The sequence below is a fragment of the Enterococcus hermanniensis genome, from assembly GCF_001885945.1.
GTDB classification, from domain to species: Bacteria; Bacillota; Bacilli; order Lactobacillales; family Enterococcaceae; genus Enterococcus_A; species Enterococcus_A hermanniensis.
Genome location: NZ_JXKQ01000004.1, coordinates 181,069 through 194,568 on the forward strand (window position 1 = coordinate 181,069; position 13,500 = coordinate 194,568).

The window sequence follows — 13,500 nt, forward strand, 5'->3', positions numbered from 1 at the left end:
TATGTTGTTTTAGAGGTGAAAAGATGGAGATTGAAGAATTTTCAGATCGATTGGTCCAGTTTGGCTGTGATCACCAGCTACAAGATTTGTATCTACTCCCTAAGAATGAAAATTATCACTATTTTTTTCGACGAGGAGATACGTATAAACAGTTTGATGCGCAATCAAATGATACTAAAGGGCAATTAGCTACAGATGATGCCATGCAATTGATTAATCGTTTTAAATATTTGGGTCAAATGGATGTCAGCGAACGAAGAAAAGTCCAGTTAGGAGCAATCACTTATTTATTGCCTCATAAAACTCAGCGTTTACGACTTTCAACCGTGGGTGACTATAAGTATAAAGAAAGTTTAGTTGTACGTTTTTTGCATCAATTCGGTCAGAGTCCAGAAGTGTACCATTTGCCAGAACAATTGGCTGTGATTGAAAAAAATTGTAATCAACGAGGCCTGTATTTATTTTGCGGACCAGTTGGTTCTGGAAAAACAACGTTGATGTATAAATTAGCTCGAGCAACCAAAGGACAAGTGATTACAATTGAAGATCCAGTAGAAATTGAAGAACCAAATTTTCTTCAGCTCCAAGTCAATGAAAAAATACAGCAAAGCTATGAAGAATTAATCAAATTATCTTTACGACACCATCCCGATGTTTTGATTATCGGCGAAATCCGTGATTCTAAAACAATTAAAGGTGCGATTCGGGCAGCTTTAACCGGGCACTGCGTTTACGCAACACTTCATGCTTCCAGTCTAGAATCTGCACATGCTCGAATTTTCGAATTAGGTGGAACGGAAACCTTGTTAAATGAGTGTTTGCGTGGTGTTATTTATCAGGAATTATTTTCCGTTGATGAAGTGCTAGGACTATTAATGAGTTATCGATTTTATCGGGAAAAACTGCTGTTTACTTGGGAAGAAGGCCTAGCTGATGTGGCACAAAAATAAATTGAACCGGAAACAACGCATTGATTTTGCACATTTATTAGGCGATCTTTTAGAAAATGGGTTTAGTTTGCAGCAAGCTTTGGCATTCTTTCTTAGTGCGGGGTTATTCTCTAAACCATTAATAGAATCCATTCAACAAGACTGTTATCAAGGAAAACAATTAGCAACCAGTTTTGCACATTTAGAGTACTCTAGCGATCAAATTTTACAAATAAAGTTAGCTGAATCCCATGGCGAGCTTGCTCAAACGTTATTAGGAATCGCACAGCAAATGCGGTTAGTACAAAAGCAACGAGAAAATTTTATTAAAGCCATCTCGTATCCACTATTATTGTTGATTTTTTTAATTGTAATTTTATTGGGCATGCGTTTTTTTTTATTGCCACAATTATTAGCAAGTGGAATGATTCGAGCAGATGATTTTTCGGTCCAATTAATTACGACTATTCCAATGATTGGTTTAGGGATGATTGTAGTATTAATAGTCATAGTAGTAATCTGGCGTTTTTTAGGGAGGCGTCATAGCTATTTAGTTCGTTTTTGCTATCTAGCAAAAATCCCCTTAGTTGGGAAATTATTTAGTAATTATTATTCTGCCTATTTTGCTTTAGAGTGGGGAAAGCTATTTGCTCAAGGATTAGAACTGCATCAAATTATTGAATGTATATTAGTAATTGAAGGAAGGTCACTGATGCAGGAAATGGCAGGTGATTTAAAGAATCGTTTATCTAAAGGTGGAACGTTAGCAGAAGAATTAAAACGCTATCCTTTTTTAACGCAGGAATTTAGCCGCATCATTTTTCAAGGTGAAGCACGGGGGAATTTGGCGAAAGAGCTATTAACGTACAGCCAGTTAATTTGGCGTCGTTTCTTTAACCAATTAGAATTTCTTTGTTCTTGGTTGCAACCGTTCGTTTTTTTGATTGTTGCTTTATTGATCATGAGTTTATACGTCACAATGTTATTGCCTTTGACTAATATGGAGGGAATATTATGAAAAAGAAGTGGTCGGGATTTACCTTATTAGAGATGTTAGTTGTTCTTTTTATCATCAGTTTATTGCTTTTGCTATTTGTTCCACAGTTGACCAAGCAAAAAGACAGTGCAAGTAACAAAAGTGATGAAGCAATCGCTAAAGTCGTCGAAACTCAAATTGAAGTATATAAATTAGAAAATCCAGGAAAAACACCAGGTAAGGATGATTTAGTTGATGAATACGTTAAAGCAGATCAATATGAAGCTTATTTGCGGTATAAAGCGGGTAAACAATAACGGTTTTACTTTGCTTGAAACGTTGATCGTTTTGTTTTTGGTTTTTAGTTTTGTGATGTTACCAACACTAGCCTTACGAAATTGGCAGCAACAACTAGAGAAACACTATTTTTATTATCAGCTGGAAAAATCGATCTTGCATTTGCAACAAGTAGCGATTACCGATCATCAAATGACTCAGATTCGTCTATTTCAAGACGATCAGCAGATGATTGTGTTCTTTACCACACAGACAGAGTTTCCTTGGAAGATATTGAAAGTTCCTGAATCAATCAAATTAGTGAGTGGATATTCAATTTTTTTTAGTGCTGGGAAAGGGAATATTTCGACCAATCAACCCGGCAATGGGAGCATTCCAAAGATTATTTTTAATGAACAAGAAAAAAATATGCACCAAGTTACTTACCAGTTTCAGTTAGGAAGTGGCCGATTTGAAAGAAAATAAAGGTTATATTTTATTAGAAAGTCTGATTAGTTTAATGATTCTTATGCTCGTGGTAATGACTTATGTTAATACAACGAGCAAGCTCATGCTTAAAAGCCAAGAGCATTTAGCAAGTTTGGGTGCATACCGTGAATTATATAATGAAACACGGAGGTGTCGGATACATTCAGTTGAACCACTGAACGATCAAATCACGATCTCTTTTGAAAAAAACAGCGCAGCTAACTCGCAAGGAGGCATTTTGGTTGTCAAAGACTAAAGGATTTACCTTATTGGAAAGTTTGGTCGCTTTATTGATGCTAAGTGGGATTTTATTATTACTATCCGGAATAATTCAGTATGTCGATAAAGTAGAGCAGGCGTTAAGCGGCTATCACCAATTAGAATGGGAAGTCTTTTTACTTCAGTTAGACAATGAATTAATGGATTTTACTTATGAAGCAACGACACAACATGAAATTATCGGAAAAAAATTGATAGAAGATGAAACAGTGCCGCTATCGATACGGCGTTCCAATCAAAAAATAATTAAGCGTCAATCTGAAGGTTATCAACCTTTGCTGACGAATGTAAAACGTTTTGATTGTCAGGAAAAAAATCAAGGAGTGGAATTTATTGTTACCTTCACTGATGAAAAACAAAAAACAGGCATTTGGATCTATGAATAGCCAAGGCGGAATTTTAATTTCCGTTCTATTGGCTGTTTTTTTATGTAGTTTATTATTACTGAATGTCCTTACGGCATATCACCAAACAGCGGATCTAGTTGTTCGGACTAAAAACTTGTATGAAGCTAGGATAGCTAAAGAACTTTTCTTAGCTGATTACCCGAATTTGAAAGAAAAAGAGGGTAGTTGGTTTTTTAATAAAGGGGAAATCACTTACCAAAATGAAGGGAAAGAAGTGAAAATAACAGTGAAAATTAAAAATAAAAAATATCATTTCTATGAAAAAAATAGCACATCTATTTCTTCAGAGTGACATAGTTAGAAAATAATAAGGATAAGCTTAAATGACTGAAAAAGAGACAGTTGTTCTAAATTAGGAAATCAAAAATAAAAAAAGAAAGCGATTGATTAATTTGAATATGTTCGCTAAAATAGAACAGGTATCGTGAGTGTTATATAGTATGTGAGGTGCAAGATGAATCCGGAAAAATTAGAAACAGCTTTTTCTTTGATGGAAGAAGCGATCGTCACATTGCAACAATCACTAGGAACTTCATTTTTTGACGCTTACATCGAAAATACGGAGAACTTAGTGGATAATGCAAAAGTACGTGTGATTGATCAACAACCCAATGTAGCTACTGTTGAAAAAGTAGAAGCGTTATATCAAGAGCTTTTATCCTTAGAATTAGAAAAGGAAGAATGGCGTAAACTAACGCAATTGATTTTGTTAAAAGGATCAATGTCAGAAAATTTACAGCCAAATCATCAATTGACGCCAGATAGTATTGGCTTTTTATTTGTCTTTTTGATTGAGCAATTGACCTTGAAAAAAGAACAGCCGTTAAGCATCCTAGATGTAACCGCTGGAATGGGTAATCTTTTATTGACGACTATCATTAATCTGCAAGCGGCCAACTATTCTGTAAAAGGTATTGGCGTGGATAATGATGAGACCCTTTTAGCGATTGCAGCTGCGGATAGTTTGCTAGTGGGAGAAGAAGTAAAACTGTTCCATCAAGATAGCTTGCAAGACTTGTTAGTTGACCCTGTAGATTATGTAGTTAGTGATCTACCTGTTGGCTATTATCCAAATGATCAGCAAGCTGAAAAATTTATGACCCATTCCGAGAAAGAGCATAGTTATGCGCATCATTTATTGATCGAACAAGCGATGAATTATGTAAAACCTGATGGATTTGGCCTCTTTTTAGTGCCAAGTAACTTTCTTGAAACGGAACAAGGACCATTATTGCAAAAATGGCTGAAAGATGAGGTCTTTTTACAAGGCATCATTCAATTACCCGATGAATTATTCAAGTCAGAACATTCACGTAAAAGTATTTTATTGTTACAGAAAAAAGGAGAAACAGCGGAACAAGCAGAAAAAGTCTTGCTTGTCCATTTACCATCGCTTAAGAATCCAACCAATGTAACAGAATTTTTCAAAAAATTCGAGGACTGGAAGTCTTCTAATTTATAAAAGGCTCTGAAGAGCAAAGCATTTCAATTATAAAGGAGAGTTAAAATGTCAAAAACAATCGCAATCAATGCAGGTAGTTCAAGTCTGAAATGGCAGCTTTATCAAATGCCTAAAGAATCAGTTATAGCAAAAGGAATCGTTGAACGAATCGGTCTTAAGGATTCTATCTTTACAATTAAGTACGGAGAAGGACAAAAATTTGAACAAGTTCTTGATATTGAAGATCATGAAGTTGCTGTTCAAATGTTATTAGATCAATTGATCGATTTAAAAATCATTGCTTCATTTGATGAGATTACAGGCGTTGGCCACCGTGTTGTTGCTGGTGGTGAATACTTTAAAGATTCAGTTGTGATCGATGATGATGTTTTAGCAAAAATCGAAGAATTGAGTGAATTTGCACCTCTTCATAATCCAGCCAATGCGATGGGAATTAAAGCGTTCCGTCATATTTTACCAAATATCACGAGTGTTGCTGTCTTTGACACATCTTTCCATACAACAATGCCAGCAACAAGTTACATGTACAGTATTCCAAAAGAATATTATGATAACTATTCAGCACGTAAATACGGTGCTCATGGAACAAGTCATCGCTATGTTTCAGAACGTGCAGCTGAGCTGTTAGGTAAACCAATTGAAGAAACAAAAATCATCACGGCTCATATCGGCAATGGTGTTTCAATCACTGCTGTTGAAGGTGGAAAATCAATCGATACGTCGATGGGCTTTACACCATTAGCTGGCGTGACGATGGGCACCCGTTCTGGTGATATTGATCCTTCATTATTACCTTATTTGATGGAAAAAGATGGTATTGAAGATATCCACGAAATGATCGATATCTTAAATAAAAAATCTGGCGTTTATGGTTTGACAGGTATTTCTAGTGATATGCGTGATATCGAGCAAGGAGCAGATGATGGAAATGAAGATGCGATTTTAGCATTGGATATCTACTGTGATCGTATCCGTAAATATATTGCTCAATACATTTCTGTCATGAATGGTGTCGATGCGATCGTCTTTACTGCTGGTGTCGGAGAAAATGCGGATCCAGTTCGTCATTTAGTTTTAGAAAAAATGACTTGGTTTGGAATCGAAATCGATGAAACAATCAATGAAGCAACACATGGAAAAGAAGTAGAATTATCAACTGAAAATTCTCGTGTTAAAATTTATGTGATTCCAACAGATGAAGAAGTTATGATTGCTCGTGATGTGGAACGTTTAAGTAAATAATATAAGTAAAAGACTGGATTTGATAATTGATCCAGTCTTTTTTTATTCGTTAGTTTGAAATGAGAATGATATCTAAATGTAATGTTGCTATGTTATTTTTAAGAAAAGGGTAAAAGGAGTTAATTATGACAACAACAATGATTATCGATCATCCTTGGAAAGAAAGTTTCAATCATAGTGTGTTGGCACAGCTAATTGAAGGACTAGAAGCAGATCAAAAAATCTATCAAGTGATCGATTTAAATCAAGATGGGTTCAATCCAGTCATGTGTGAGGCTGAATTAGCAGGGTATCAAAAAGGATTAGTTTTAGATCCCTTAGTTTTACATTATATGAATTTATTACGTGATACGACACAGCTAGTGTTGATTTTTCCAGTTTGGTGGTATAGCTCACCTGCGAGTTTAAAAGGCTTTCTTGATAAAGTACTTTTGAATGAATTCGCTTTTTTTGATGGTGGAAATGGGATCCAACCACTATTATCGATGGATTCAGTTGTTGTTTTTACCACATCAGACCAAACAACGGAGAGCCTGGATCAACGCTGTACACGAAGTTACAAACATCAACTGACTACGACGTTAGCGGATATTGGATTAAAAAATATTTCGTGGCACCATTTAGGAAATCTGAAACGGTTGAGTGAAAAAGAGAGAAGTTCATATTTGGAAAGTGTCTATAGCAAACTTTAGGCTTAAAACGAATATTTAAATAACGATGATTTAATGTTACTAAATCCGTAAAAAGAAATTTGATTATTTACTAATAGTAACACGATGCCTATTGCAACGCGGTCTTTTTATCGTTACACTAATAAAGAAATACAAGAAAGAAGAGGAACTTATTTTTTATGGAAAACGAAAAAGTTATACCGCCTAATAAGAGCGATTGGTTTTTACGCTTCATCAAAGGCATGTTCATCGGATCAGGATTTATTTTACCGGGTGTTAGTGGAGGCGCTTTAGCTGCCGTGTTTGGTATCTATGAGCGAATTATTTCATTTTTAGCCCACATCACCAAAAATTTTAAAGAAAATGTCCGTTTTTTCATCCCAGTAGGGTTAGGCGGGATTGCGGGAGTATTTATCCTTTCATTTGCAGTCAGTTTTTTACTCGGTCAATTCGAAACAATCATGTTATGGTTTTTTGTTGGTTGTATTATTGGGACAGTTCCAGCATTATGGAAAGAAGCTGGAAAAAAAGGTCGCTCAACGAAAGATCTGATTATCTTAGCTGTCAGTTTTGTCCTAGGATTTTGGTTTTTATGGCAAGGTTCTAGTTTATTTGGAACCGTTGAGCAAAATTTTTTCACTTGGATGATCGCAGGTGCTTTGATTGGTTTAGGATTAATCGTACCAGGACTTAGTCCCTCAAATTTTTTAGTTTATATGGGGATGTACAAAGCAATGGCAGATGGATTCAAATCGATTGATTTAGGTGTTATTATTCCAATCGGAATTGGTGGATTGATCACGGTTTTGAGTTTATCAAAAGTCATGGACTGGGTATTCAATCGTTTTTATGCGCCAATGTTTCATTTTATTTTGGGAATTGTTTTTGCTTCAACCATCATGATCATTCCAACAAATTATAGTGGTATCGGCTTTTTAGGTTTTGTCGGTTGTGCCATTTTATGTGTACTAGGAGCCGCTTTAGGTTGGTGGATGAGCCGTTTAGAAGAGCGCTATGTTCCAGAAAGTTAAAAAAATAAATTGTTTAAGGCTTGCTTTTTTTTTGAGAAGTCGATAAGATGATGTTAAGCACTTGGATTAGTAACGAATTTTTTATTGGCCTCAGAGAGTTGATTCATCGGCTGAAAGATCAACACGCCCGCTGAGATTTGTGAACCTACCAAGCAAGATTGTCGTGAAAATGACACGCGTCTCTAGCGTTATTAGAGCTGAAAGTTGGATCAACAATGTTTGATCAAGCAAGGTGGTACCGCGAAATTATCCGTTTCGTCCTTACATTTGTAGGGATGGAACGGTTTTTTTATTTTATTTTAGGAGGAAGCATGTATGACAAATTTACAAAAAGAAGATTTTTCAAAATGGTATTTACAAACAATTCAGAAAGCTGATTTAATGGACTATTCACCTGTTCGTGGCTGTATCATCTTCAAGGCTGATGGCTGGGAATTATGGGAGCACATTCAAGAAGATTTCAATAAATACCTACGGACTCAAGATATTCGTAACGTCTACTTCCCTATGCTAATCCCTAAACATTTCTTAGAAAAAGAAAAAGAACACGTTGAAGGATTTGCGCCAGAATTACCTTGGTTAACTGAAGTAGGAACTGAAAAATTGGAAGAACCTTATGCATTACGTCCAACATCTGAAACATTGATCGGTGATGCTTTTTCTAACTGGATCAATTCTTATCGTGATCTTCCATACGAAATCAATCAATGGGCCAATGTCTTCCGTTGGGAGAAAAAAACAATGCCGTTTTTACGTACGTCTGAATTCTTATGGCAAGAAGGTCATACTGCCCATGAATCAGAAGAAAGTGCTCGCGAACGGACGATGTCAATTCTAGAAGCCTATGGAAAATTGATTGAAGATACTTTAGCGATCCCAGTATACCGTGGTCAAAAAACACCATCTGAACGTTTTGCTGGAGCGGTCGACACTTATTCAGTAGAAGCGATGATGCGCGATGGTAAAGCCGTTCAAGCAGGAACATCTCATTACATGGGTCAAAACTTTGCGGAAGCATTTGACATTAAATTCTTAAATCGTAACAATGAGCATGAATTTGCCTATACAACTTCATGGGGAATCTCAACTCGTTTGATTGGTGCATTGATCATGGTTCATGGAGATGAACAAGGATTGGTCTTGCCACCAAAAGTTGCTCCGACCCAAGTTATTTTAGTACCAGTCGGTCCATGGCAAAAGAAACCTGAAATCTTAGATCGCTTGAAAGAATTAAAAGCATCATTAGCAGAAAATGGGTTACGCGTTCGTATCGATACAACAGATAATACACCAGGCTATAAATTCAATGAATGGGAACTTAAAGGTGCACCATTGCGTGTTGAATTTGGTCCTCGTGATTTAGAAAATAATCAAGCAGTGATTAAGATGCGTGATTTAGCAGATAAAGAATCTGTCTCATTAGATGGTATCGAAGGCTACATCATCGATCAATTAGATACGATGCAAACACGTCTGCTTGAAAGTGCGAAGGCACGTTACCAAGCAAACGAGCATACGGATATTGATACATTAGATGAATTGAAAGCCCATATTGAAAAATCAAAAGCTGCTGGTGAAGTGCCAGGATTTGTTTTGATTGGCTGGGATGGTACTGAAGAAACTGAAGCCAAAATCAAAGAAGAAACAGGCTTCACGACTCGAAATATTCCATTTAACCCACCGGTTGAAAAAACCGTCGATATCGTTAGTGGAAAACCTGCGAAGCATACCGTTTGGATCGCTCGCGCTTATTAATCGAAGAAAACCGAAGCAGCTCACTTATTAGAGAAAAGTTATGCGAGTACTGTTTAAACAATCAGCCACCAGTATGCAAGACGATTAGGAATTTATTTTTCCAAAAGTGAGTCTGAACGGATAATTTCTTAAAGCCTGAGAGAATCAAATTTGATTCTCTCAGGCTTGTTTTTTATAATATATTTTTGAATTTTAGAACTGGTAGTAAAATAAATTGAAAGTAAACGTTCGGAGGAAGATAAATGAAAATCGTTGTATTAGATGGTTATGCATTAAATCCTGGTGATTTAAGTTGGGGAGATTTTGAATCATTGGGAGACGTCTGTGTGTATGAACGTACTTCCGTCACTGATAAACAAGAGATCGTTCAACGAATTGGCGATGCGGAAGTTATTTTGACTAATAAAACCCCAATCGATGAAACGATATTAGCTCAAGTGCCGCAACTGAAATATATCGGAGTAATCGCGACAGGCTATAATGTAGTCGATATCGAGGCTGCAAAAAAAAGAGGCATTCCTGTTACGAACATTCCGGCATATGGTACAGATGCCGTTGCACAATTTACATTTGCTTTATTATTAGAAATTGTCAATCAAGTCGGGCTTCATAATGAATCGGTCCAGCAAGGTGATTGGCAAAAAAGTATTGATTTTACGTATCAAAAAACACCGTTGATTGAATTAAAGGCAAAAACGATCGGGTTGATTGGGTATGGTGCGATTGCTCAAACTGTAGCTAAAATTGCTCATGCTTTTGACATGCAGGTCATCTTTTGGAATCATCGCCCGAAAGAAGCTCCTGATTGGGCTGAGCAAGTTTCGTTAGATAAACTGTATCAACGAGCGGATATTATTAGTCTGCATGTTCCGCAAACGAAAGAAACACAACAAATGATCAATCAAACAGCAATCACCAAAATGAAAGACGGAGTGATTTTGATCAATACTGCTAGAGGTGGATTGTTAGAGGAATCCACAGTCGCAGCTGCTTTAAATAAAGGAAAAATTTATGCGGCAGGGGTAGATGTTGTTTCTAAGGAACCAATGAATTCAGAAAATCCTTTGATTACTGCAAAAAATTGTTTTATTACTCCACATATCGCTTGGGGTGCAAAAGAAACACGAGCACGTTTAATGGGCATTGCCTTAGATAATGTAGTTCAATTTTTGGATGGTCAACCGAAAAACGTAGTCAATTAAAAAAGCTTTACTGACTATTTATTTGCCAGAAGAAGCTGAAGCAAAAGTAATGTAACTTTTGCTTCAGCTTCTTTTTTATTTAAATAATTGATCAATACGATCAAAGTCTGATTTAGATAAGTGGATATCGGCGGATTGAGCATTTGCTGCTACTTGTTCAGGTCGTTTTGCGCCAGGGATCACGATATCGATCAATGGATGGGTTAAATACCACGCTAATACCAATTGGGTGATCGTACAATCATAACTTGCAGCTAAAGGTCGAAGTTGTTCAACTTTTGCGACGATCGCATTAAATCGTTCCCCTTTGAAATCCGAGTTGTTGCTTCTAAGGTCAGTTTCATCAAATGTCGTTTCTTTTTTATATTTCCCAGTCAGTAGGCCCGAGTCTAGCGGATAATAAGGAACAAAACGAATATTCTTTTCTTTTAAATAGGGAAGCAATTCTTTTTCATGTTCGCGATGCAAGAGACTATTTCGCGATGCAAGAGACTATAGTGGTCTTCGACGATGTCTACAAAACCATCTTGATTTGCTTCTTTGATTTGTTCGAGTGAAAAATTAGAAAGGCCGATCGAGCGAATTTTTCCAGCTTCTTTCAATTTATGTAACGCAGCAACTGCTTCGTTTTTAGGAGTTGTATCATCAGGAAAGTGAATATAAAAAATATCGATATAATCTGTCTGTAATCTTTGGAGGGCTGTTTCGACTGAAGTAGTTAAAAATTCAGGGGAGTTATTAAAGTTGTCATCTTTTTCAGGATCACGCGCGGCTTTTGTTGCCACGATAATACGTGAGCGGTCGAATTCTGCTTCTTGTAAAACTTCTCCAATCAATTTTTCTGATTGACCACGACCATAAGAAAAAGCTGTGTCTAATAAAGTAATCCCATTACGAAGTGCCGTACGGACGACTTCTTTTCCCGTTTCGTCGTTTAGATCAGGATAAAGATTGTGTCCACCAACGGCATTCGTACCTAAACCTATAGCGCTACTATAAACTTGTGATTTTCCGATTCGCACATCTGTCATACCGATCACTCCTTTTATGAGTTAGAATTTATAAGCCAGTTTATTTGAAAACGCTTTGCTCGTTTTAAGTGTATAACAAACAAAAATAAAAAGCGATAAAACCTTTTTAAAAGCCGGTAGAATAATTCAATTTTGCTTGACTTTCATAGTAAATTTTAGTAGCGTAATAGAAGATAAAAAACATCTGAGAAGGAACGAGTAAGTTACGAAGAAACGTACAGAAAAAATTGCCTTGGCTGAAAGCAATTTCGTAGGAAGTAACTGAAAGACAGTCTGGAGATGAGCGCGTGAAAAGCCGCTCCGTTACGCAAGCGTTAATTGCTAGAGAAAAAAGAGTCTGCTCTTTTTTAAAAATAGGTGGTACCACGAAATTTTCGTCCTTGTTCATTTGAACGAGGGCTTTTTATTTTATCTGCACCAACAAAGAAAAGGAGATCTAACATGAATTATCAGAGACCAAAAGGGACTAATGATATTTTACCGGGAGAAAGCAGCAAGTGGCAATTTGTCGAAGAAACGGCCCGTTTAGTGTTTAGCGATTATCAATACCAAGAAATCCGTACACCGATTTTTGAGCACTATGAAGTCATCGCTCGAAGTGTTGGAGATACAACGGATATCGTTTCAAAAGAAATGTATGATTTTCACGATAAAGGGGAACGTCATGTGACGCTTCGTCCAGAAGGGACTGCGCCAATCGCGCGTGCGTTTGTTGAAAATAAATTGTTTGGCCCGGAATTTAAGAAGCCTTATAAAGTGTATTATACGGGACCAATGTTTCGTTATGAACGTCCTCAAAAGGGTCGTTTACGTCAATTCCATCAAATTGGCGTTGAAGCTTTTGGTAGTGAAAACCCGACTTTAGATGTTGAAGTAATGGCAATGGCGATGGATTTCTTCAAACAATTGGGAATCAACCAAATTCGTTTAGTTATTAATTCATTGGGTGACAAAGAAACGCGTGCCAATTATCGCGAAGCGTTGATCAGTTATCTTGAAGCGCATGAAGAAGAACTAAGTGAAGATTCACGTCGTCGTTTACATGAAAATCCTTTACGTGTTTTAGATAGTAAAGATCGTAAAGACCAACCAATTGTAGCCAAAGCACCAAGTATTTTAGACTACTTGAGTGAGTATGCGAAAGAGTATTTCGAAAATGTGACCAAAACATTGGATTATTTAGGAATTGCTTACGAAGTTGATCACCGCATGGTTCGCGGTCTGGACTACTACAATCATACGATTTTTGAAATTATGAGTGATGCAGCTGGTATGGGTGCGCAATCAACGATTTGTGGTGGTGGACGTTATAATGGTTTAGTCGAAGAACTTGGCGGCCCTGAAACACCTGGGATCGGTTTTGCGATGGGAATCGAACGTATCCTTTTAACACTGGATCAAGAAGGAGTTATGATTCCAGATGCTGCAAATCTGGATGCTTACGTTGTTGGTTTAGGTGAAGCAACAAATATGGAAGTATTGAAAGTTGTTCAGGCGATTCGTGGCTTTGGTTTTTCTGCCGATCGTGACTTTATGAGCCGCAAAGCCAAAGCACAATTTAAAACAGCCGATAAAGAAGGCGCTAAGTTAGTCTTGACTTTAGGGGAAGATGAATTAGCAAATGGTCAGATCAATGTGAAAGATTCTGCTACACGGAATGAAAAAACATTTGCCCTAGCAGATATTTATCATGACTTTGCAAGTATTTATGATGAAATGACGATGCCTAATATCGATTAATCAAACTGTA

14 protein-coding genes, 1 pseudogene and 1 other annotated feature are annotated in these 13,500 nt (G+C 36.8%); of the genes and pseudogenes, 14 read left to right on the forward strand and 1 reads right to left on the reverse strand.

All coding sequences use genetic code 11. From position 1 onward, the window contains the following. Positions 1-23: 23 nt before the first annotated feature. From comGA to RV04_RS06350, 13 genes are all read left to right on the forward strand, one after another. Complete coding sequence (comGA, locus tag RV04_RS06290; protein WP_071857619.1) at positions 24-950, forward strand: competence type IV pilus ATPase ComGA; 927 nt, start codon at positions 24-26, stop codon at positions 948-950. Then, positions 934-1,947, forward strand: a complete 1,014-nt coding sequence (comGB, locus tag RV04_RS06295) for a competence type IV pilus assembly protein ComGB (RefSeq protein ID WP_071857620.1) — start codon at positions 934-936, stop codon at positions 1,945-1,947. The genes comGA and comGB overlap by 17 nt, the downstream gene beginning before the upstream one ends. Continuing rightward, entirely contained in the window at positions 1,944-2,222 is a 279-nt protein-coding gene (gene comGC / locus RV04_RS06300; protein WP_071857621.1) for a competence type IV pilus major pilin ComGC, read from the forward strand. Before comGB ends, comGC begins: the two co-directional genes overlap by 4 nt. Beyond that, positions 2,161-2,667 (forward strand): competence type IV pilus minor pilin ComGD, encoded by a 507-nt coding sequence (gene comGD / locus RV04_RS06305; protein WP_245791058.1) that lies wholly within the window; start codon positions 2,161-2,163, stop codon positions 2,665-2,667. The genes comGC and comGD overlap by 62 nt, the downstream gene beginning before the upstream one ends. Beyond that, a complete protein-coding gene (gene comGE, locus RV04_RS06310) occupies positions 2,645-2,926 on the forward strand; it encodes a competence type IV pilus minor pilin ComGE (RefSeq protein ID WP_245791059.1) in 282 nt (93 codons plus the stop codon). Before comGD ends, comGE begins: the two co-directional genes overlap by 23 nt. Further along, positions 2,913-3,335: a competence type IV pilus minor pilin ComGF gene (comGF, locus tag RV04_RS06315; RefSeq protein ID WP_071857624.1), complete on the forward strand. Its 423-nt coding sequence runs from the start codon at positions 2,913-2,915 to the stop codon at positions 3,333-3,335. The genes comGE and comGF overlap by 14 nt, the downstream gene beginning before the upstream one ends. Then, on the forward strand, positions 3,283-3,648 hold the full coding sequence (gene comGG, locus RV04_RS06320) for a competence type IV pilus minor pilin ComGG (RefSeq protein ID WP_245791060.1): 366 nt from the start codon (positions 3,283-3,285) through the stop codon (positions 3,646-3,648). Before comGF ends, comGG begins: the two co-directional genes overlap by 53 nt. A gap of 162 nt (positions 3,649-3,810) precedes the next feature. Then, on the forward strand, positions 3,811-4,818 hold the full coding sequence (locus tag RV04_RS06325) for a class I SAM-dependent methyltransferase (RefSeq protein ID WP_071857625.1): 1,008 nt from the start codon (positions 3,811-3,813) through the stop codon (positions 4,816-4,818). 45 nt (positions 4,819-4,863) lie between these two features. Further along, on the forward strand, positions 4,864-6,060 hold the full coding sequence (locus RV04_RS06330; RefSeq protein WP_071857626.1) for an acetate kinase: 1,197 nt from the start codon (positions 4,864-4,866) through the stop codon (positions 6,058-6,060). A 125-nt stretch (positions 6,061-6,185) separates the two neighbouring features. After that, positions 6,186-6,752, forward strand: coding sequence for an NAD(P)H-dependent oxidoreductase (locus tag RV04_RS06335; RefSeq protein WP_071857627.1), 567 nt, complete (start codon positions 6,186-6,188; stop codon positions 6,750-6,752). Positions 6,753-6,910: 158 nt separating this feature from the next. Further along, positions 6,911-7,762: a DUF368 domain-containing protein gene (locus RV04_RS06340; RefSeq protein WP_071857628.1), complete on the forward strand. Its 852-nt coding sequence runs from the start codon at positions 6,911-6,913 to the stop codon at positions 7,760-7,762. A 315-nt stretch (positions 7,763-8,077) separates the two neighbouring features. After that, positions 8,078-9,517 (forward strand): proline--tRNA ligase, encoded by a 1,440-nt coding sequence (gene proS / locus RV04_RS06345; RefSeq protein ID WP_071857629.1) that lies wholly within the window; start codon positions 8,078-8,080, stop codon positions 9,515-9,517. A 242-nt stretch (positions 9,518-9,759) separates the two neighbouring features. After that, positions 9,760-10,719: a D-2-hydroxyacid dehydrogenase gene (locus tag RV04_RS06350; RefSeq protein WP_071857630.1), complete on the forward strand. Its 960-nt coding sequence runs from the start codon at positions 9,760-9,762 to the stop codon at positions 10,717-10,719. Between the two features lie 75 nt (positions 10,720-10,794). Here RV04_RS06350 and RV04_RS06355 read toward each other — a convergent pair. Continuing rightward, positions 10,795-11,750, reverse strand: a pseudogene (locus tag RV04_RS06355) (aldo/keto reductase). 177 nt (positions 11,751-11,927) lie between these two features. Further along, positions 11,928-12,135 (forward strand) — a binding site (T-box leader). Positions 12,136-12,191: 56 nt separating this feature from the next. Between RV04_RS06355 and hisS the strand changes: the two are divergent. Then, positions 12,192-13,490, forward strand: coding sequence for a histidine--tRNA ligase (gene hisS, locus RV04_RS06360; RefSeq protein WP_071857631.1), 1,299 nt, complete (start codon positions 12,192-12,194; stop codon positions 13,488-13,490). The last annotated feature ends 10 nt before the right edge of the window (positions 13,491-13,500 follow it).